General features: G+C 75.7%; 16 protein-coding genes. 8 read left to right on the top strand and 8 right to left on the bottom strand.

The window, feature by feature from the left end:
• Positions 1–4 precede the first annotated feature (4 nt).
• From GQS09_RS00315 to GQS09_RS00285, 7 genes are all read right to left on the bottom strand, one after another.
• Positions 5–1,594, bottom strand: a complete 1,590-nt coding sequence (locus tag GQS09_RS00315) for an ABC transporter substrate-binding protein (RefSeq protein WP_165983886.1) — start codon at positions 1,592–1,594, stop codon at positions 5–7.
• Positions 1,595–1,780: 186 nt separating this feature from the next.
• Positions 1,781–2,608, bottom strand: coding sequence for a class I SAM-dependent methyltransferase (locus GQS09_RS00310; RefSeq protein WP_207957299.1), 828 nt, complete (start codon positions 2,606–2,608; stop codon positions 1,781–1,783).
• Complete coding sequence (locus GQS09_RS00305) at positions 2,605–4,017, bottom strand: MFS transporter (protein ID WP_165983917.1); 1,413 nt, start codon at positions 4,015–4,017, stop codon at positions 2,605–2,607. The genes GQS09_RS00310 and GQS09_RS00305 overlap by 4 nt, the downstream gene beginning before the upstream one ends.
• Complete coding sequence (locus tag GQS09_RS00300; protein ID WP_243760976.1) at positions 4,017–5,417, bottom strand: mandelate racemase/muconate lactonizing enzyme family protein; 1,401 nt, start codon at positions 5,415–5,417, stop codon at positions 4,017–4,019. The genes GQS09_RS00305 and GQS09_RS00300 overlap by 1 nt, the downstream gene beginning before the upstream one ends.
• Positions 5,414–6,532 carry a PLP-dependent cysteine synthase family protein gene (locus GQS09_RS00295; RefSeq protein WP_165983885.1) on the bottom strand — a complete coding sequence of 373 codons (1,119 nt, stop codon included), beginning with the start codon at positions 6,530–6,532 and terminating at the stop codon, positions 5,414–5,416. The genes GQS09_RS00300 and GQS09_RS00295 overlap by 4 nt, the downstream gene beginning before the upstream one ends.
• Entirely contained in the window at positions 6,529–7,461 is a 933-nt protein-coding gene (locus GQS09_RS00290) for a Rossmann-like domain-containing protein (protein WP_165983884.1), read from the bottom strand. The genes GQS09_RS00295 and GQS09_RS00290 overlap by 4 nt, the downstream gene beginning before the upstream one ends.
• Positions 7,458–8,723 carry an ATP-grasp domain-containing protein gene (locus GQS09_RS00285; protein WP_313895925.1) on the bottom strand — a complete coding sequence of 422 codons (1,266 nt, stop codon included), beginning with the start codon at positions 8,721–8,723 and terminating at the stop codon, positions 7,458–7,460. Before GQS09_RS00285 ends, GQS09_RS00290 begins: the two co-directional genes overlap by 4 nt.
• A gap of 225 nt (positions 8,724–8,948) precedes the next feature.
• Between GQS09_RS00285 and GQS09_RS00280 the strand changes: the two genes are divergently transcribed.
• From GQS09_RS00280 to GQS09_RS00245, 8 genes are all read left to right on the top strand, one after another.
• Positions 8,949–9,668: a response regulator transcription factor gene (locus GQS09_RS00280; RefSeq protein ID WP_165983883.1), complete on the top strand. Its 720-nt coding sequence runs from the start codon at positions 8,949–8,951 to the stop codon at positions 9,666–9,668.
• The gene (locus GQS09_RS00275; RefSeq protein ID WP_165983882.1) at positions 9,665–11,416 is read left to right on the top strand and encodes a cell wall metabolism sensor histidine kinase WalK; all 1,752 of its coding nucleotides are present in this window, start codon (positions 9,665–9,667) and stop codon (positions 11,414–11,416) included. Before GQS09_RS00280 ends, GQS09_RS00275 begins: the two co-directional genes overlap by 4 nt.
• 40 nt (positions 11,417–11,456) lie before the next feature.
• Positions 11,457–12,077 carry a hypothetical protein gene (locus GQS09_RS28910; RefSeq protein WP_165983881.1) on the top strand — a complete coding sequence of 207 codons (621 nt, stop codon included), beginning with the start codon at positions 11,457–11,459 and terminating at the stop codon, positions 12,075–12,077.
• Complete coding sequence (locus GQS09_RS28905; protein WP_313895924.1) at positions 12,074–13,222, top strand: peptidoglycan-binding domain-containing protein; 1,149 nt, start codon at positions 12,074–12,076, stop codon at positions 13,220–13,222. Before GQS09_RS28910 ends, GQS09_RS28905 begins: the two co-directional genes overlap by 4 nt.
• Complete coding sequence (locus GQS09_RS00260) at positions 13,219–13,971, top strand: ABC transporter ATP-binding protein (RefSeq protein ID WP_313895923.1); 753 nt, start codon at positions 13,219–13,221, stop codon at positions 13,969–13,971. Before GQS09_RS28905 ends, GQS09_RS00260 begins: the two co-directional genes overlap by 4 nt.
• Positions 13,968–15,161: an ABC transporter permease gene (locus tag GQS09_RS00255; protein ID WP_165983879.1), complete on the top strand. Its 1,194-nt coding sequence runs from the start codon at positions 13,968–13,970 to the stop codon at positions 15,159–15,161. Before GQS09_RS00260 ends, GQS09_RS00255 begins: the two co-directional genes overlap by 4 nt.
• A gap of 194 nt (positions 15,162–15,355) precedes the next feature.
• On the top strand, positions 15,356–17,506 hold the full coding sequence (locus GQS09_RS00250; RefSeq protein ID WP_165983878.1) for a heavy metal translocating P-type ATPase: 2,151 nt from the start codon (positions 15,356–15,358) through the stop codon (positions 17,504–17,506).
• Between the two features lie 138 nt (positions 17,507–17,644).
• On the top strand, positions 17,645–18,361 hold the full coding sequence (locus GQS09_RS00245; RefSeq protein ID WP_165983877.1) for an RNA polymerase sigma factor: 717 nt from the start codon (positions 17,645–17,647) through the stop codon (positions 18,359–18,361).
• Between the two features lie 159 nt (positions 18,362–18,520).
• Here GQS09_RS00245 and GQS09_RS00240 read toward each other — a convergent pair whose 3' ends face one another.
• The gene (locus GQS09_RS00240; protein WP_165983876.1) at positions 18,521–19,609 is read right to left on the bottom strand and encodes a class I SAM-dependent methyltransferase; all 1,089 of its coding nucleotides are present in this window, start codon (positions 19,607–19,609) and stop codon (positions 18,521–18,523) included.
• Between the last annotated feature and the right edge of the window lie 136 nt (positions 19,610–19,745).

The raw sequence follows: 19,745 nt of genomic DNA, 5'->3' as shown, positions 1-19,745 counted from the left end.
TCCCTCACCCCTCCGCCAGCCAGACCCGGTCGAAGCGGGCCCAGTCCAGGGTGTTGGCGGGGGCGTCACCGGCGATGCCGCGCACGGTGCCGGCCGCGCCGACGATCCAGTCGGCGAAGCCCCAGACGAGGAAGCCTCCCTCGCTGTGCAGGCGGCGCTGCATCCGCTCGTAGAGCGCGGCCCGTTCGGTCTCGTCGCTGGTGGCCTGCGCCTGCCGGTACAGGTCGTCGAAATCGGCGTGGCGCCACTGGGTGGCGTTGGTGGGCGAGTCGCTCAGCAGCCGCTGGGAGATGTGGGACTCGATCGGCATGGTGCCGGAGCGGGTGCAGGAGAACATGCCGCCGTCCAGGGTGTCAGCCCAGTAGGTCTCGGCGTTGCCGACCTTGACCTCGACGGTGACACCGGCCTGCTCGGCCTGGGACTTGAAGATCTCGGCGGCCTCGACGAAGCCGGTGGCGACCGGGGAGGTGTCCAGGGTGACGGTCAGGCCGGTGCCGTCGTCCGGGTCGTACCCGGCCTCGCGGAGCAGCGCGCGGGCCCGGTCCAGGTCCTGCTCGCGCTGCGGGATGCCGTCGGCGTAGTACTGGTAGCCCTTGCCGAAGAGGTCGTTGCCGATCTCCCCGGCTCCGGAGAGGGCCCCGTCGATGAGTTCCTGGCGGTCGGCGATCAGGAAGAACGCCTCGCGCACCCGCTTGTCGTCGAAGGGCGGGCGGTCGGTCTTGAGGACGAAGCCCTGCATGGCGCTGTTGGCCAGCCGCACGATCTGTACCTGGCCGCCGTTCTCGTGGGCGCGGGCGGTGGCCGGGGTGAGCTCGTGGGCGTACTCCACCTGGCCGCCGAGCAGGGCGTTGATCCGGGCCGACTCCTCGTCGGCGATGACGAACTCCAGCTCGGCCAGGTGCGCGGCACCCTCCCAGTAGTCGTCGAAGCGGGTGACCAGGAGCGATTCGCCGGGCGTGAAGGAAGCGAAGCGGAACGGGCCGCAGCCGACCGGCTCGGTGAAGTCCTCCGCCCCGTCCTGGACGATGTAGGCGCCGAACGCGGCCATGACGTTGGGGAATTCGGCGTAGGGGCGCTTGAGCCGGAACACCACGGTGCGGTCGTCGGGGGCCTCGCTGGCGTCCAGGTCGATGGGCTCCAGTGCCGCCTTGGCGCGGAACGCCTGGTCGGGGTCGGCGATGCGGCGGTAGCTGTACAGCACGTCGGCGGCGGTGACCGGGGTGCCGTCGTGCCAGACGGCCTCGCGCAGGGTGACGGTCCACAGGTCCAGGCCGTCGTTCGGCTCCCAGCGTTCGGCGAGGCGCGGCTGGGGGGACATGTCGGAGCCGAACTCGGCGAGTTTGTCGAACAGCGCCTTGGCGCGGGCGGCGTCCGCGAAAAGGTTCGTCAGGTGCGGGTCGAGGGTTTCGTTGGCGCCGCCGCCGGCGAAGGCGGCGCGCAGCCGGCCCCCGCTGCGGGGCGTGCCGTCGCCGCCCTTGCCGTCTCCGCCGCCGGTGACTCCCGCGGAGCCGCCGCAGGCGGCGAGGGCGAGGGCGGCTGCCGCTCCGCCGCCCGCCGCCAGGACGGTACGTCTGCTGGTTCCCGTGGTGCGCATGCTGGTCTTCCTGTTCCGTGCTGGTTTCCGCTGGTGCTTGCCGGTTCTGCTTGCTGTTCGGTCACCGGTCCGGGACCGGCCGCGTGGCGCGGCGACCGGGAACCGGGACCGGGGATCTGGGCCGGGGATCTGGGCCGGGGATCTGGGCCGGGGACCGGGGATCTGGGGCCGGGTGCCGGGTGCCGGTCAGGCGAGACGGGCGACGAGGTGCAGCCGGTCGCCGTCGGCCGGGCCGTCCGGGGGCGGTGCCGCGCTGCCGGGCCGCCAGGGCGGGTCGGTGCGCGGGCCCGGCCCGTCGTGGAGTTCGAGCACCTCGAACCCGGCGGTGCGCAGCAGGTGCCGCAGCTCCTGCGGGAACAGCAGCCGCCAGGCCGAGTGCTGTTCGGCCGGCGGGGAGCCGTCGTCCGCGGTCCAGACCCGGCGGCGGCGCAGAAGCTGGGCGGCCCGGTCCAGCCACAGCGTGGTGACGGAGGTGAGCGTGGTGCCCTGCCAGGTGAGGGATCGGGTGCGCGGCGTGTCCAGCAGGTCGGTGCGGCCGAGGAAATACGCGCCGTTGCGCATTTCGGCGATCAGCAGCCCGCCGGGGGCCAGATGCCGGCGGCAGGAGGCGAGAAAGGCGGCCAGTTCGCCGTTGGTGTGGCAGTACAGCAGTGCGCTGTCCAGGCACAGCACCGCGTCGAAGACGCACCGGCCGAGGTCGAACCCGCGCAGGTCGGCGGCGAGGTATTCGGGGCCGGGGTGGTGGCGGCGGGCGTGGGCGAGCATGGCCGGGGAGAGGTCGAAGCCGGTGACCCGGCGGGCCCGTCCGTGGTGGTGCAGCCAGGCGGCGTCCCGGCCGGTGCCGCAGCCCGCGTCCAGCAGCCGGGAACCGGCGGCGTGGCGGCACAGCACATCCTCGGCCCAGCGGGCGGCGAGCCGCTGCGGATCGGGGAACTGCGCCTCGTAGAGCTCCGGACGGTCGGTCAGCAGATTGCGGTCGCTCACGTCGGCGGGCGGGGTGGCGTGGCCGGTCATGAGACGGTCTCCCGGGCTCGGTGCGTACCGCCCCGCGGCGCCCCGTCCGACGGCCGGGGGTGGGCGCCGGACTCGGTCCCGGTCTCGGTCTCCGGCTCGGTCCCGGTCTCGGTCTCCGGCTCGGTCCCGGTCTCGGTCTCCGGCAGGACGGAGCGCCGGTGCAGCACCGCCACGGCGGCGGCCGAGGCCAGGCCGATGGCGCAGCAGCAGAGCCAGGGCAGCCAGGGCCGTCCGCCGCTCGCGCCCGCGTCCATGGCCCAGCCGATGCCGGTGTTGCCGGCCGCCGCGGCCAGCCCGGAGACCATGAAGAACAGCCCGAAGCAGGTACCGGTGAGGGCGGGCCGGGCGAAGGCCGGTATCAGCTCCATCACGAACGGCTGGGCCACCATCACGCCCAGATAGAGCAGAAATGTTCCGGTGAGTACGGGCAGCAGCCGCAGCACCGCTTCGGCCACCCCGCCCGGCGGGCCGGCGGCCGGGGCGCGGCCGGTGACCAGCAGCGGGGGGAGGAAGGCCAGGCCGGTCAGGGCGAGCCCGGCGGCGATCCACCGGCCCCGGCTGCCGCGGGCCTTGAGCCGGGTGGTGATCCGCAGTTGCAGGCCCAGGGTGGCAAGGGTGCCGGTGAGGAAGAGCACTCCGGCCGCGCCGGACCAGCCGGTGGCGGCCCGGGCGCCCTCCGGGAGCAGCAGGTAGAGCTGGGTCTCCAGGGTGAACAGGCCGGTCAGGGCGAGCGCGAAGGCCAGGAAGCGGCGGTTGCCGAGCACCTCCCGCCAGTCGCCGAGCACCCCCGGGCGGCCCCGGCCCTGCTCGCGGCCCTGTTCGCGGTCCCCGCGGTCCGGCTCGCGGGCCGGCAGCACCAGCGCCTGGGCGACCGTGAGCAGCCCGAAGACCGCGGCGGCGGTCAGCGCCGACACCCGGAAGTCCGCCAGCAGCAGCACACTGCCCAGCAGCGGCCCGACCAGAGCACCGGCCGTGGCGAACACCTGGAACAGGGCGAACGCCTCGGCCTTGCGGTCCCCCGCCTCCAGCGCGATGTAGGCGCGCACGGCGGGGTTGAACAGCGCCCCGGCCAGCCCGCTGAGCACGGAGGCGGCCAGCAGCACGGCAAGGTCGTCACCGAAGGCGAACAGGCCGAATCCGACGGTGCGCAGGGCGCATCCGGCGATGATCACGCCGCGGGCGCCGAGGCGGTCGGCGGCCGAGCCGCCGATCAGGAACAGCCCCTGCTGGCTGAGTGTGCGCACCCCCAGCACCATCCCGATGACCGCCGCGGACATCCCCAGGTCCTCGTCCAGGTGCAGCGCCAGATAGGGGATCAGCAGATAGAAGCCGGTGTTGACCCCGAACTGGTTGACCAGCAGCAGCCGGACCGCGAGCGGGAAGCCGCGGACCGCGCGCAGCGTGCGCATCATGCGGGCCTCCCTCCGGTGCGCGGCCCGGCCTCCGGCACGGCCCGGGACACCGGGCCGGACGGTTCCGGCACGGCCGCCTCCGGTGCGGCCTCCGGTACGGGTGCGGGTGCCGGGGTGACGCCCAGCCCGGGGCGGCCGGAGGCCCGCACCGTGCCGTCGCTGCCCCCGATGCCCTGCCAGGGGTCGTGCGCGAGCAGCAGATGCCCGTCGAGATCGACCCAGCGGGCGCGGTCCGCCAGATGCACGGCGGGGGCGATGGAGAGCGAGGAGGCGGTCAGACACCCCAGCATCACGCCGGTGCCGCTGCCCGCCAGCGCGGCGCAGATCCGCAGCGCCTGCTGGACGCCCCCGCACTTGGCCAGCTTGATGTTGATGCCCTGCACCCGCCCGGCCAGCCGCCGGGCGTCGTCGACACCGGCGGCGTCCTCGTCGGCGATCAGCGGCACCGGCGACCGCGCGGCGAGCCGGGCCAGCGCCTCGGGATCGCCGGGAGCCGTGGGCTGTTCGACGGCCGCCACACCCAGCTCGGCGAAGCGCGGCAGCAGCGCCGCCGCCCGGGACGGCGTCCAGGCGCCGTTGGGGTCCAGCAGCAGCCGGACCCCGGGCGGCACGGCCCCGCGCACCGCCGCCACCCGGTGCAGGTCTTCCTCGGGATCGGCCGTCCCGGCCTTGAGCTTGAGCACGGTGAAGCCCTGCGCGACGAGGCGCCGGGCCTGGTCGGCGGCGTCGGCGGCGCCGGTGATGCCGATCGTCCGGGCGGTCACCGCCGCGGGCGGCGCGGGCCCGTCCGCCGTCACGGCCGCCTCCCCCGGGGCGGCCGTGACGGCGGCAGGGGCCGAAGCCCCCGGGGACGGCCCGCCGGGAGACGCCGCCGCCCACGGCCCCGGCTCCCCCGCCAGCAGCCGGTACACCGGCTGTCCGGTGAGCTTGCCCAGCAGGTCGAGCAGGGCCGAGTCCACCGCGGCCGCCACCGACGGCGGGCAGTCCGGCGGCAGCAGCCGCCCGGTGCGCAGTGCCTCCAGCGCGGTCTCCGGCCGGGCGTGCCGGGCCAGGGCCGGGCCGGCCTGCCCCCGCAGCACCCGCACCGCCTGCCGGGCGGCCACTCCCAGATAGCGGGAGCCGACCACCTCGCCGTATCCGGCCGCCGCCTCCGGGTCGGGCGGCGGATGGAGGTCCGCTCCGGGCGGCGCGGCAGTGGCGCCGCCCGGAGCGGTGCGGCCGGCGGAACCGGAACCGGCCGCTCCCGCGCCGCCCCCCGGCGTCCTCGGCTGACCGGGGGGCGGCGCGTGGTCCAGGGAGACCGCGACGCAGACCGCGTCGCGGTGGGTCATGACCGAGCGGGATATCCGCAGCGGGGAGTGCAGCCGCAGGGCGGTGGTGCGGGTGGTGAGCCTCATGGCCGGTCCCCCTCCTCCGCCAGCGGGTCGACCACGGTGCGGCAGCGGGTCCAGCCGGTGGCCTCCACCGCCCGCGGGTGCGGTATCTCCAGCGGCCGGTCGGCGGGCGGCGGTCCGTCCCCGGTCAGCCCCTGCCGCAGGCAGTAGCCGTCGTCGTAGAGGGTGGAGAGATAGCGGTGCGGTCCATCGGGAAAGACGGTGGCGACCACCGCGCCCGGCCGGGTGCGGGCCGCCCAGGCGGCGACCAGTGCCACCGCTCCGGTGCTCCAGCCGCCGCTGACGAAGCTGCCCCGGGCCAGGCGGCGGCAGGCGTCGGCGGCCTCGCGCGGGCCGACCCAGTGCACCTCGTCGAAGATGTCGTGCCGCACATTGCGCGGGTGGATGCTGCTGCCCAGGCCGCGCATCAGCCGGGGGCGGGCGGGCTGGCCGAACAGCGTGGAGCCGACCGAGTCCACGCCGATGATCTCCAGGGCGGGCCAGCGGCGGCGCAGCGGCCCGGCCAGCCCGGCGCTGTGGCCGCCGGTGCCCACGCTGCACACCAGCACATCCAGGTGGTCCAGCGCCTCGCCGATCTCGGCGGCCAGACCGGCGTAGCCGGCCGCGTTGTCCGGGTTGTTGTACTGGTCGGGCCAGTAGGCGCCGGGGAGTTCGGCCAGCAGCCGGCGCAGCCGGGCGAGCCGGGCGGCCTGCCAGCCGCCGCGCGGCGCGGGCCGGTCCACCAGCTCCAGGCGGACCCCGTGCGCGCGCAGCAGACCCCGCATGGCGGGCTCCAGTTCGGTGTCGCCGACCAGGACCACCGGGTGGCCGAGGGCCTGCCCGGCGAAGGCCAGGCCCAGGCCCAGGGTGCCGGAGGTGGACTCCACCACGGGCGCGCCGGGGCGGAGTTCGCCGCGTTCCCGGGCACCGCGCAGCATGGCCACGGCGGCGCGGGCCTTGAGGCCGCCCGCGCCGAGCGCCTCCAGTTTGGCCCAGAAGCCGGGATGGCTGCGCGGCAGCGGAACGGTGATCCGGGCCATGGGGGTGCGGCCCAGCAGCGCCAGCAGCTCCGGCACGGCGGCCGGTCCCGCTGACGGATCGGCGGACGGATCGGCAGAGGCTGTGACGGTCGCGGTCATCGGGCGGTGTCCGTTCCGTGGGGCAGGGGCGGGTGCGCCGGACGGTGGCCGGAGCGGTAGCGGTGCAGCAGGCCCGGCCCGCCGTCCAGCCAGAAGAAGGGGTAGGGCTCGGCGGAGACCGCGGTGACGCCCGCGCCGAGGAAGCGCGGCAGCACCGCGCTGCCGGTCTGGGCGAACATCACCAGCGGCTTGCCGGCGTCCCGGGCGTGCGCCAGCAGCGGTTCGAAGGTGCCGTTGCCCAGGGTCATTCCGGAGACCAGCAGGGCGTCGCAGTCGTCGAGCGCGGCCCCGGAGTCGGTGCGGACGGGCTCCCCCCACTCGGTGCGCCCGCCCTTGAGATCGCACGGCACGTAGGACTGGCCGCGGTCGCGCAACTGCTCCAGCAGCGAGTTGACCACCCCGACGACCAGCACCCGCCGCACCGCCGGGGTCTCCGGCAGCAGGCCGACGACCGCGCGGGCGCGGGCCCGGGACCTGGCCAGGCTGCTGCCGGCGGGCAGCGGATACGGCCGCGCCCCGTGCTCGGGCAGATGCGGCAGGACATGCCCGAGGTAGGCGTCCAGGGCGGCGATCCGCACCGCGGGCAGCGGGTGGCCGAGCAGCTCGGCGACCGAGGCGCCCACGCAGTCGTCGGGTGCTCCGGCGGGCAGGGCGCCGGGCTCCACGGCGCAGGAGCCGACCGCCGCGCCCAGCCGCAGACTGAGCACCTCGTTGCGGTAGCCGGTGCCGCGTCCCCGGTGGCGGGCGGCCTGGCAGGTGGTGAAGGCGACGGAGATCCGCTCCCCGGCCGGATCGGGGCCGAACTCCCCCGCCCGTACGCGGCCGACCAGCTCGCCCAGGGACCGCACTCCGCCAGCGGCCGGTGGCGGCCCGCCCCGGGCAGCCGGCACATCGTGCGCGTCGCGCACCGCGCCGCCGGGCCCGCTCATGCGGGGCCCTCCGTGATGCGGGGACGGAGCCCGGCCAGCACGTCCGCCACCCGGCGGCGGGCCGCGCCGGGCCGGGCGTCGGTCACCATCACATGGCCGAGATAGTCGTTGTTGCTGGCGGCCGGGCGCACGGCCCGGCCCGGGGCGGCGAGTTCGAGCTCCCGGACGCCGTCCGCGGCGGCGGCCGGGCCGGCGCCGTCGATCCCGGCCAGTTCGCCGTCCCGGTCGGGGAGCAGGAAACCGACGGCGGCGCTGCCCACGCCCGTCTCCCGGGGCTCCAGGTCGGGGCGGCGGCCGAGCGCCACGTCCACCGCCGCGCCGGGCAGGTCGATGCCGGTGACGTGCCGCACGAGCTCGGTGATCCGGTTCCCGGCCGGGCGCGGGTTGACCTCGATCACCCGCGGGCCGTCGGGGGTCAGCCTGATCTCGGTGTGGGCGACGACCCGGTCCAGGCCGAGCGCCTGCAGGGCCGCCACCGCGGTTCCGGCCGCCGCCCGCCGGTCGGCCGGCTCCAGCGCGGCGGGGAACATGTGCCCGGTCTCGATGAACGCCGGGGCGCCGCCGAGGCTCTTGTCGGTCACGCCGACCACCTGGCAGGTGCCGTCCCAGGACACCGTCTCCACGCTGACCTCGGGGCCGGTGAGGAGTTCCTCCAGCAGCACGGCGGGGATCCGGCGCTGGCCGCGGGCGTTGACCGGGAAGCCGCCGATGGCCTTCCACGCCTCCGCGAGCTGCCGCTCGTCGGCGGCCTTCCGGACGTACATCCCGGCGCACAGATCGACCGGCTTGATCACCAGCGGGTAGCCGAGATCCGCGGCGGCCTCGGCGGTCTCCGGCCAGTCCTGGCAGACGGCGAAGCGGGGGCCGGGGACGCCCGCCCGGGCGAGGAGCCGCCTGCTGGTGTCCTTGCGGCAGGCGGCCTCGACTGCCTCCGGGGCGGGGCCCGGCAGGCCGAGGCGGTCGGCGACGCGGGCCACGGCCGGGAGGTAGTAGTCGCACGAGGACAGCACCCCGTCGAACCGCAGCACCCGGTGCAGCCGTTCGGCGAAGTCCAGCAGCGCCGGGGTGTCGTTGGTCTCGGCGGTGAGCACGTGCTGTGCGGCCAGCAGCGGGTGCGGGCCGCTGCCGGGTCCGGCCGCGCGCAGGTAGTGGTGCAGGTCCCGGGTGAGGAAGGTGAACCGGTGTCCGGCCTCGCCGATGGCGCGCGGCAGCAGCCGGCTCATCGCTCCGACCCAGCTTTCGATCATCAGCAGATGTCCCACGAGCGAAAACAGTAGCGATAATCGTTTTCAATGTCACCTGTGCTCATGCCAAGGAATACCCGGAGGCGGACGGGCCCCGCGGCGGTACGGCTGCCAGTGGCAGCGGCCGCGGCGAGCGGCGACGGACGAGCGACCGCGGCGACGGACGAGGCGGCGCCCGGCGCCCGGGGGAGGAGACTCGTCGCTCTCAGGGAATTCCGAGCCTGAGGGTGTACCACTGGAGGAATGTCCGAGTCCGCCGCGCACCTGCTGATCGTCGACGACGAGCCCAACATCCGTGACCTGCTGGCCCAGACGTTCCGGCTGGCCGGCTTCGAGGTGACCTGCGCCGCCGGCGGCGCCGAGGCGCTCAACGCGGCCTCCGCCCGCCGCCCCGACCTGGTGGTACTGGACATCATGATGCCCGGCCTGGACGGATTCGACGTCGCCTCGCTGCTGCGCCGCGGCGGCGGGCAGATCCCGGTGCTCTTCCTCACCGCACGCGACACCGTGGAGGACCGTATCCAGGGCCTGTCCGCCGGGGCCGACGACTACGTCACCAAGCCGTTCAGCCTGGAGGAGGTGGTGCTCCGGGTCCGGGCCATCCTGCGCCGCACCGGCCACGGCGCGGACGGCCCCGACGCGGGCAGGCCCCCACTGCGCTGCGCCGACCTCACCCTCCTGCCCGACGCCCACGAGGTGCGGCGGGCCGGCCGCCCGGTGGAGCTCTCGCCCACCGAGTTCCGGCTGCTGGCCTACCTGCTGGAGAACACCGGCCGGGTGGTCAGCAAGGCACAGATCCTGGACCGGGTCTGGGGCTACGACTTCGGCGGCGACTCCCGGATCGTCGAGTCCTACATCCACTATCTGCGCCGCAAGATCGACAGCGACGGGCAGCCCTCGCTGATCCACACCCTGCGCGGCGTCGGCTATGTGCTGCGCACCCCGCGCGAGGAGACCCCATGAGCAGCAGCCCCACGCCACCCCCGCCCACGGCGGCGGCGCCGCGGCCCGCGCGGCGCCCCGCACGGCGGTGGCGGCCCCGCCCCTGGCGGCGCTGGACGCTGCGCGCCCGCCTGGTCGCGGTGACCGTCGCGCTCTCCGCGCTCGCCGTCACCGTGGCCGGCACGGCCGGCGTGGTGCTGCTGCGCGGCTATCTCACCGACAAGGTGGATCAGGAGCTGGCCGCCGAGAGCGCCGCGGCCGGCCGGTTCGCGCTGCTTCTGGAGCTGCAGCGGCTGTTCCAGCCGGAGGGGGAGACCTCCGCGCTGGAAGAACTCCTGGCGGATCGGTTCGGCGAGCGTTCCCGGTTCTACCTCTATCCGCCGGACGAGACCGAGCCGCTGGTCTTCCCCTACGGCATGGCGGATTCCGGCCCGAGCCTGCCCGGCCGGGCCGAGCTGGCCGAACGGTCCGGCGAGCCGTTCACGGCATCCGGCCCCGGCGACCAGCCCTGGCGGGTGTCCAGCTCCGTTGCCGAGACCGGCCATGTGCTGGTGAGCGCGGTGTCGCTGGAGCGGGTGGAGGCCACCGTCAACCGGCTGGCGGCCATCGCCGCCGTGGTCTCGGCCGCCGTTCTGCTGGGACTGGCCGCGCTGGCCGACAGCCTTGTCCGGTTCGGGCTGCGCCCGCTGACCAGGATGGCCGCCACCTCCGGCGAGATCGCCGCCGGCGACTTCACCCGGCGGGTGGCGGACGACGATCCGCACACCGAGCCGGGCCGGCTGGGCCGCGCCATGAACGCCGTACTCGCCCGGGTGGAGTGGGAGTTCGCCGCCCGCCGGGCCTCCGAGGAACGGTTGCGGCAGTTCCTCGCCGACGCCTCGCACGAGCTGCGCACCCCGCTGACCTCGATCCGCGGCTTCGCCGAACTCGCCGCCCGCCGGGGCGGCGACCCCGGTGCGGCCCTGGCCCGGATCGAGCAGGAGGCGGCCCGGATGGGTGTGCTGGTGGAGGACCTGCTGGTGCTGGCCCGGCTGGACCGGCAGCGGCCGGTGGAGCACCGCCCGGTCGATCTGCGGGAGCTGGCCGCCGACCTGATCCGCGATGCGCACGGGCGGCACCCGGACCGCACGCTGCGGCTGACCGGGCTCGCCGGACCGGGCGGCCCGGACGGCGGTGAGGCGGAGGGACGGGGGGCCCGGCCGGACCCGGTGACGGTGCTGGGCGACCCGCTGCGGCTGCGGCAGGTGGTGGGCAATCTGCTGGCCAACGCGCTGCGGCACACTCCGCCCGACGCCGGGATCACCGTGCGGATCGGCCGCGAGCCGGTGCCTTCCGGGGAACCGGCCGGCACCGGCGGAGCCGCCGGAGCCGCCGGAGCCCCGGGTGCCGACACCTCGGGCGGCACGGGCGGCACGGGCACGGTGGACGGGGAATCTCTGGCGGCCGTGGGGACACTCCCCTCCCGCGCCCCGGGGGTGGCGGTGCTGGAGGTGGCCGACACCGGCCCCGGCATCCCGCCCGAGGACGCCCGGCACGTCTTCGAACGCTTCTACCGGGCGGGTCCGGCCCGGGCCGGCGGCACCGGACTGGGCCTGGCCATCGCCGCCGCCCTCACCGAGGCCCACCAGGGGCGGATCGAACTGCGTGCCCGCGGCGGCGGGGGCGCGGTGTTCCGGGTCCTGCTGCCGCTTCCCGCACCGCCCGCGGAGCCGGTCGCCGGCCCCGGGACCCGCGACGCCGCCGCGCGTTCCCAGCTTGTTCCCAGGTAACGCCCAGCACCTTCCCAGACCGGCCGCGCAGCATCGGCCCATGACCATCACCACGAACCCCTCGCCCGCCGCGACCGCACCGGCGACCGCACCGGCGGCCCGGGCCACCGCCCGGCAGCGGCGCGGCGGCCCCCGCCGGACGGCGACGGCCGCCGCGCTGCTGGCCCTGGGCCTGTTCACGGCCGCCTGCGGCGGCAGCGACGAGGACTCCACCCCGGTCGCCTCGCTCAACGACGACTCCGGCACCGCCGCCGAGAAGAGTGCGGACGACACCGCCGAGCAGGCGCAGGCGTTCGCCGCGTGCATGCGCGAGCACGGCATCGACCTGCCCGACCCCGACCCGGAGACCGGAGAGTTCGGCCTCGCCGACGTGCGGAGCGGCGTCGACGACCTGGAAACCCTCCAGAGTGCCATGGACTCCTGCCGCGATCTGGCGCCGCCGCAGCTCTCCGACCGGGACCCCTTCACCGACGAGCAGCTCGACGCCATGGGCGACCTGGCCGCCTGCATGCGGGAGAACGGCATCGACGTGCCCGACCCCGACCCGGACGGCGGCTTCACCCCCGGCGAGACCGGCATCGACCCGTCCGACCCGCAGTTCCAGGACGCCCTGGACACGTGCCGCGACAAGCTCAACGACCTCATCGGGAGCGACGAGTGACACCGCGCGGAGACAGCAGCCGCGGCACCGCCGCCGACCCGGCGCGGCGTCGGCCCGGGCGGACGGTCCTGCTGGCCGTGGCGGCGGTGGCGGCTGCCGGGGCCGCCGGCGCCGCCGCCATCGGCTGGGGCGGCGGCAACGGCACCGCCGAGGCCGCGGCACCCAGCGGACCGCCCGCCACCGCCACCGTGGAGCGGACCACCCTTGTCCGCTCCGAGAAGGTCGGCGGCAGCCTGGGCCACGGCACCGCCACCACCGTCGAGGCCCCGCCGGCCGGTGCCGCGGAAGGCGGCGGCACCGTGACCTGGCTTCCCGAGGCGGGGGAGGTCCTGGGACGCGGCGACACCGTCTACCGGATCGACGAGCGCCCGGTGCCGCTGCTCTACGGCTCGCTCCCGCTCTACCGGCCGCTCGCCCAGGGCAGCGAGGGCAAGGACGTGCGGCAGCTCGAAAAGAACCTGGAGGCCCTCGGCTACACGGGTTTCACCGTGGACGAGGAGTTCACCGGCTCCACCGCCGAGGCGGTGCGCGCCTGGCAGGAGGATCTCGGCCTGGACCGGACCGGCACCCTGGTCCCCGGCGAGGCGGTGATCGCGCCCGGCAGCATCCGGGTGGACTCCCTGGCCGCCTCGGTCGGCGGCGCGGCCGCCGGACCGCTGCTGAACTGGACCGGCACCGAGCGGGTGATCTCCGTCGATCTGGATGTCGCCCTGGAGGGCCTGGTCGCCGAGGGCACGGCGGCGACCGTCACCCTGCCGGACGGCACCGAGGCCGCGGCCGAGGTCACCAGCGTGGGCACCGCTGCCACCGCCGGCACCGCCGCCACCGACCCGGCCGCCGCCGGGGCCCAGGGCGCGCCCGCCGCCGTCATCCCGGTCGAACTCACGGTCCTGGACGAGGAGAAGCTCGGCGGCTACCAGGCGGCTCCGGTGGATGTGGTGCTGGAGGCGGAGCGCCGCGAGGAGGTGCTCGCCGTCCCGGTCACGGCCCTGGTCGCGCTGCGCGAGGGCGGCTACGCCCTGGAGGTCGTGGAGGGCTCGGCCACCCGCTACCTTGCCGTGGACACCGGCCTGTTCGCGGACGGCATGGTCGAGGTCAGCGGCGACGGCGTGGCGGAGGGCCTGACCGTGGGGGTCCCCGAGTGACCGCCCCGGCCGACGCCGCGCCCGCTCCGGTGGTCGAACTGCGCGCCGCGAGCCGGGTCTACGGTGAGGTCGCCGCCCTGTGCGGGGCGGACCTGACCGTGCGGCGCGGTGAACTCCTCGCCGTGGTCGGCCCGTCCGGCTCCGGCAAGTCCACGCTGCTGAACGTCGTCGGCACGCTCCAGCGGCCGTCCTCCGGAACCGTCCGGATCGACGGTCACGACGTCTCCCGGATGTCCGACCGGGAGCTGTCCGCACTGCGCGCCGCCACCATCGGCTTCGTCTTCCAGCAGTTCCACCTGGCGCCCGGGGTGCCGGTGCTGGACAACGTGGCGGACGGCCTGCTCTACGCGGGTGTGCCGCGCGCCCGGCGCCGCGCCCTGGCCGAGGAGGCACTGCACCGGGTGGGGCTGGGCCACCGGCTCGGCCACCGGCCGCACGAGCTGTCCGGCGGGGAGAAACAGCGCACCGCCATCGCCCGGGCGGTGCTGGGCAGTCCCCCGCTGCTGCTGGCCGACGAGCCGACCGGGGCCCTGGACTCGGCCTCGGGCAACGGGGTGATGGACCTGCTGCGCGAGCTGAACGCGTCCGGGACCACCGTGCTGGTCATCACGCACGACCGGGACATCGCCGGCTCGCTGCCGCGTGCGGTGCACCTCAAGGACGGCCGCATCGTCCGTGACACCTCGCACGGCACCGCCACGCACGGCACCGCCGGCGCCGGTGCCGCGCCCACGGAGGTGACCGCATGACCCCCCGCCCCGCCCGCATGGCACCGGCCGACGTGCTGCGCACCGGCGCCTCCGGCCTGCACGCCCGCCCCCTGCGCGTCGTCCTCTCCGCGCTCGGCATCGCCATCGGCATCGCCGCCATGGTCTGCGTCACCGGCATCTCCGCCTCCAGCCGGGAGGACCTCAACCGGCAACTGGCCGAGCTGGGCACCAATCTGCTGACCGTCTCCCCCGGCCAGACCCTGGGCGGCGAGGAGTCCCCGCTGCCGGCCGAGGCGCCGCGGATGATCGACCGGATCGGCCCGGTGGAGACCGTCTCCGCCACCGGGAAGACGCAGGCCCGGGTCTACCGCACCGATCTGGTCCCGAAGGCCCGGAACAACTCGATCGCGGTGCGCGCCGCGGCCCTCGGCCTGCCCGCCGTCACGGGCGCCGAGGTCGCCGCCGGCGCCTGGCTCAACGACGCCACCGCCGCCTACCCCGCCGTGGTGCTGGGCAGCAAGGCGGCCGAGCGGCTCGGGGTGCACCGCGCGGGCGCGGATGTCCTCGTCTGGCTGGGCGACCGGTGGTTCACGGTGACCGGAATCCTGCACCCGGCGCCGCTCGCCCCGGAGCTGGACACCTCCGCGCTGGTCGGCTGGCCGGTCGCCGAGGCCGGGCTGGGCTTCGACGGATACCCCACGACCGTATACGCGCGCACCGCCGAAGACGCCGTCGAGGACGTCCAATCCGTACTGGGCGCGACCGCCAATCCGGCCGCCCCCAACGAGGTCCAGGTCTCCCGGCCCTCGGAGGCACTGGCCGCCAAGCAGGCCGCGGACGCCACGCTGAACGCCCTGCTGCTGGGCCTGGGCGCGGTGTCCCTCCTGGTCGGCGGGGTCGGGGTGGCCAACACCATGGTCATCTCGGTGCTGGAACGACGGGCCGAGATCGGCCTGCGCCGCTCCCTCGGGGCCACCCGCGGCCAGATCCGAACCCAGTTCCTGGTGGAATCCCAGCTGCTGTCCGCGCTCGGCGGCGCGGGCGGGGTGCTGCTGGGCATCGCGGTGACCGCCGGCTATGCGGCCTCGCAGGGCTGGCCCTCGGTCGTCCCCGCCTGGGCGATGGGCGGCGGCCTGGCCGCCACCCTGCTGATCGGCGCCTGCGCCGGCCTCTACCCGGCCCTCCGAGCCGCCCGCCTCGCCCCCACCGAGGCGCTCGCCGCGGCCTGAGCGCCCCGCCGCACGCGGCCGACGCCGAGTTGTCCCCGCCGGACGGCCCCTGGTGAATCCCGTCAGCCGTCCGGCGGGGACTGCCGGACGGATCACCGGGACATGTGGGAAGGGGCGGGCGGACCAGAGGGTTGCAGATATACCCCCAGGGGGTATAGTCGCTCCTTATACGGCGCACCCGAGGAGACGCAGCCATGAACCGGCACCACTCCGCCCAGGCGGACCACCACCAGCACGAGACACCCGCCGAGCACGACACGCACACCGCCCGGACCGGGCACGCCGGCCACGCCGGCCATGACGGGCTCGGCGGACACGCCGACCACGAAGGGCACACCGGCCACGGAGGGCATGACAAGCACGCCGGGCACAGTCCGGAGATGTTCCGCAGCCGGTTCTGGCTCTCCCTGCTGCTGACGCTGCCGGTGCTGGTCACCAGCCACATGATCATGGAATGGTTCGGCTACGGGCTGGACTTCCCGGGCATGGCCGCGGTCGCCCCCGCCCTCGGCACGGCGATCTTCCTCTACGGCGGCGGCCCGTTCCTCACCGGCGCGGTCGCCGAACTCCGCGACCGCCGCCCCGGGATGATGCTGCTGATCGGGATGGCCATCACCGTCGCGTTCGTGGCGAGCTGGACGGCGAGTCTGGGCCTGTTCGAGGTCGAGGTCTGGTGGGAGCTGTCCCTGCTGATCGACATCATGCTGCTGGGCCACTGGATGGAGATGCGCGCCATCGGCCAGGCCCGGGGCGCGCTCGCCGCCCTGGCCGAGCTGCTGCCCGACGAGGCCGAGCGGATAGGCCCGGACGGCGAGCCCCACCCGGTCCGCGCCTCGCGGCTCGCCGTGGGCGATGTCGTCCTGGTCCGCCCGGGCGGCCGGGTCCCGGCCGACGGCACCATCGTGCGCGGCTCCGCCGAGCTGGACGAATCGATGATCACCGGCGAGTCCAACCCGGTGAGCCGCACCGAGGGCGACAAGGTCATCGCCGCCTCGGTGGCCGCCGACGGCTCGGTCCGGGTGCGGGTGGACGCGGTCGGCGAGGACACCGCCCTGGCCGGCATCCAGCGGCTGGTCGCCGAGGCCGCCGCCTCCCGCTCACGTTCCCAGGTGCTGGCCGACCGCGCCGCCGCGCTGCTGTTCTACGTGGCGCTGGCGGCGGCAGCGGTCACCGTGCTGGCGTGGCTGCTGCTCGGCCGCCCCGACGACGCGGTCACCCGGGCGGTCACCGTGCTGATCATCGCCTGCCCGCACGCCCTGGGCCTGGCGATCCCGCTGGTGGTCTCCATCTCCACGGCCAAGTCGGCGCGCAGCGGGGTCCTGGTCAAGGACCGGCTGGCGCTGGAGCGGATGCGCGAGGTGGACGCCGTCCTCTTCGACAAGACCGGCACCCTGACCAGGGGCGCGCACGCCGTCACCGGCATCGCCGCCGTCCCGGGGACGGACGAGCGTGCGGTGCTGGCGCAGGCCGCCGCGGTGGAGGCGGAGAGCGAGCACCCGCTGGCCCGCGCCATCGTCGCCGCCGCCCGGGAACGCGGACTGGTCCCGCCCGCCGCGGCCGGCTTCCGCTCCATGACCGGACGGGGCGTGGAGGCCCTGGTGGACGGCACCGCGGTCGCGGTCGGCGGTCCCGCCCTGCTGCGTGAACGCGGCCTGGAACTCCCGGAGGCGCTGGACCCGGCGGTGGCGGAGTGGACGTCCCGGGGAGCCGCCGTGCTGCACGTGGTCCGCGACGGCGCGGTGACCGGCGCACTGGCCCTGGAGGACGAGATCCGGCCGGAGTCCCGGCAGGCCGTCGCCGCCCTGCACCGGCGCGGCATCACCGTGGCCATGATCACCGGCGACGCGCGGCAGGTCGCGGATGCGGTGGCCGCCGAACTGGGCATCGACGAGGTCTTTGCCGAGGTGCTGCCGGAGGACAAGGACTCGGCGGTGGCCGGTCTCCGGCGGCGCGGCCGGACCGTGGCCATGGTCGGCGACGGCGTCAACGACGCGCCCGCACTGGCCAGGGCCGATGTCGGGGTCGCCATCGGCGCGGGCACGGACGTGGCGATCGAGTCCGCCGGCATCGTGCTGGCCTCGGACGACCCGCGCGGTGTGGTCTCGGTGATCCGGCTGTCCCGGGCGAGCTACCGGAAGATGGTGCAGAACCTGTGGTGGGCCGCGGGTTACAACCTGCTGGCCGTCCCGCTGGCGGCGGGAGCCCTGGCCTGGGCCGGGATCGTGCTGCCGATGGCGCTCGGAGCGGTGCTGATGAGCCTGTCCACGATCGTGGTGGCGGTCAACGCGCAGTTCCTGCGGCGGACCGATCTCCGGCCGGAGGCCGTCGCCGCCGCCGCGGACTGAGCCCTCCCGGCACACCGCTCGTGGCCGCCCGTCCGGTCCGGACGGGCGGCTGCGAGCGTTCTGCAAGCGGACTGACAGACGCCCCCCTCATCGTTGAGCGCGAAACAAACGCTACGCGCGTCAACTGGGGGAAACCGCATGTACCGCAGTCCTTACCACTCCACCGGCACCGCCGAAACACCCCGCGGCGCGGCTCTCCTGAGCGGCACCACGGCCGATCCCCCGGGCGACACCGCCACCGCCCGGCCGAGCACCGGGCCGAGCGCCGGGCCGAGCACCGGGCCCGCCGGCACCGGCGGACGGGCCGACGGCCTGTCGGCCGTCGCGCTCGCGGAACGCTTCAGCCGCGGCGACCCCGAGGCCGTCGCCGAGGTCTACCGCCGCTATGCGGGCGTGATGCGCGCCGCCGCCCTGCGGGTGCTGGGGGACCGCGAACTGGCCATGGAAGCCGTCCAGCAGGGGTTCGTCCAGGCGTGGCGTGCCGCGGGTTCCGTGGACGCCTCCCGCGACCTGCGGCCCTGGCTGAGCGTCATCGCCCAGCGCGCCGCCATCGACGTGCACCGCCGGGAGCGCAACCGCCTGGCCCAGGTGCCGCTGGAGGACGAGCACCACGCCCGTCCGGCCCCGGAGGGCTCCGAGGCCGACTCGCTGGAACGGGCGTGGCTCCGCTCCCAGGTGCGGACCGCGCTGGCCCGGCTGCACCCGGACGAACGGGCGGTGATCGGCCTGGCCTACTTCCAGGGGCTGAGCCAGCGGGAGATCGGGCATGCGCAGGGCATCCCGCTCGGCACGGTCAAGAGCCGTACCACCCGCGCCCAGCGCCGCCTTGCCGCGCTCCTCGCCCACCTCGCCTGAGGCGGGGGCCGCACCGCGAGGACATGTGACGAGCATCCCTCGCGTGCCGCGTGCCGCGTGCCGCGCGGCACGCGGCGCCGCAGAGACCCTGTGTCCGGGTCCGGCTCCGGGGCCGGACCCGGACACAGCCACCGACGGCCGGTCATCCGGGTCAGCGGGTCAGCGGGTCATGCGGTAGAGGCGGAAGAACCCGGCGTCGACCGGGAGAACCTCCACGGCGCCGAACCCCGCCTCGGCGGCCAGCTCGCGCACCGTGTCCTCACGGATCACCGTGCCGATGGCGTGCCCCGGCCCCTCGGCCATCACCGAGGGCAGGCAGGCGCTGATGCTCCAGCCGTACATCATCCGCTCCAGATCGCCGCCCGGCGCGGTGAACCGCTCGGCCACCGCCTCGTCGGCGACGATCACCGACCCGCCCTCGGCCAGCGCGTCCCGCGCCGCGGCCAGCGCCTTCACCGGCTGCGCCATGTCGTGCAGCGCCTCCAGCACCAGGATCAGGTCGAACGGCCCGTGCGCCGCGACCGCCGACGCGTCGGCGGTGACGAACCGCACCCGGGCCTGGCGCGCCTCCGCGTTGGCCCGGGCGTCCTCGACCGACTCCGGGTCGGCGTCCAGGCCCCACACCTCCGCCCTGGGAAAGGCGGAGGCCAGCGCGATGGCGGCCCAGCCGTGGCCGCAGCCGAGGTCGGCGACCCGCCCGCCGGAGGTGCGCAGCCGCTCGGTCACGTCCTCCGCGGCGGGCAGCCACTCCTCCACCAGCGCGGTGGTGAACGCCGGCCGGTTGATGCCGCCCTGCCCGTGCCGGAAGTCCTCGCCGTAGCGGGCGTACGGCACGCCGCCGCCGGTGCGGTAGGCGTCCGCGACCTCGTCCAGCACCCCGGCGATGCCGACCACCATCCGGGCCAGCGGCGCCAGATGGTCCGCGGCCTCCTGGTCCACCAGGACCCCGGCGTGCGCCGCCGGCAGGTGGTAGCGGCGGGCCTCGGCGTCGGCGGCCGGGTCGTCCACCGCCAGCATGTCGGCCACCGCCTGCTGCTCCAGCCACTCCCGGGCGTAGCGCGGGTGGATGCCGGCCTCCGCGGCGAACTCGCCGTAGGTGACCGGGCCGCGGCCGGTGCGGCGGCGCTCGTCCAGCACCTCGTACAGTCCCAGCCGGGAGCCGAGATAGATCCCGAACAGTTCCAGGGTGCCCACGGCCGCGCCGAACACCCTCTCCTCCAGATTGTCAGACATCACGTCCGCGGACATCGCCTGTCTCCTCCTTCACGGGCCGCCGGGGGCCGTCCGGCCCCCGGCTCCCCTCCTGACCCCGGTACCCGGTTCCGTCCGGGCGTCCACAGACGTCGATACGGTCGCCGCGGCTCGATCGGTTCGGCACCCGCCC

The organism is Streptomyces sp. YIM 98790 (assembly GCF_011421595.1).
In the GTDB taxonomy this organism is placed as follows: domain Bacteria; phylum Actinomycetota; class Actinomycetes; order Streptomycetales; family Streptomycetaceae; genus Streptomyces.
The sequence above is the reverse complement of the archived record's forward strand: the minus strand, read 5'-3'. Positions and strand labels throughout refer to the sequence as shown.

What these genes read in the sequence shown, in the direction of transcription:
- GQS09_RS00275 (WP_165983882.1), top strand. Translation starts at nt 9,665, where the DNA reads ATGAGCAGCAGCCCCACGCCACCCCCGCCCACGGCGGCGGCGCCGCGG.
- GQS09_RS00290 (WP_165983884.1), bottom strand. Translation starts at nt 7,461, where the DNA reads ATGAGCGGGCCCGGCGGCGCGGTGCGCGACGCGCACGATGTGCCGGCT.
- GQS09_RS00280 (WP_165983883.1), top strand. Translation starts at nt 8,949, where the DNA reads ATGTCCGAGTCCGCCGCGCACCTGCTGATCGTCGACGACGAGCCCAAC.
- GQS09_RS00300 (WP_243760976.1), bottom strand. Translation starts at nt 5,417, where the DNA reads ATGAGGCTCACCACCCGCACCACCGCCCTGCGGCTGCACTCCCCGCTG.
- GQS09_RS00240 (WP_165983876.1), bottom strand. Translation starts at nt 19,609, where the DNA reads ATGTCCGCGGACGTGATGTCTGACAATCTGGAGGAGAGGGTGTTCGGC.
- GQS09_RS00245 (WP_165983877.1), top strand. Translation starts at nt 17,645, where the DNA reads ATGTACCGCAGTCCTTACCACTCCACCGGCACCGCCGAAACACCCCGC.
- GQS09_RS00305 (WP_165983917.1), bottom strand. Translation starts at nt 4,017, where the DNA reads ATGCGCACGCTGCGCGCGGTCCGCGGCTTCCCGCTCGCGGTCCGGCTG.
- GQS09_RS28910 (WP_165983881.1), top strand. Translation starts at nt 11,457, where the DNA reads ATGACCATCACCACGAACCCCTCGCCCGCCGCGACCGCACCGGCGACC.
- GQS09_RS00295 (WP_165983885.1), bottom strand. Translation starts at nt 6,532, where the DNA reads ATGACCGCGACCGTCACAGCCTCTGCCGATCCGTCCGCCGATCCGTCA.
- GQS09_RS00310 (WP_207957299.1), bottom strand. Translation starts at nt 2,608, where the DNA reads ATGACCGGCCACGCCACCCCGCCCGCCGACGTGAGCGACCGCAATCTG.
- GQS09_RS00315 (WP_165983886.1), bottom strand. Translation starts at nt 1,594, where the DNA reads ATGCGCACCACGGGAACCAGCAGACGTACCGTCCTGGCGGCGGGCGGC.
- GQS09_RS00250 (WP_165983878.1), top strand. Translation starts at nt 15,356, where the DNA reads ATGAACCGGCACCACTCCGCCCAGGCGGACCACCACCAGCACGAGACA.
- GQS09_RS00255 (WP_165983879.1), top strand. Translation starts at nt 13,968, where the DNA reads ATGACCCCCCGCCCCGCCCGCATGGCACCGGCCGACGTGCTGCGCACC.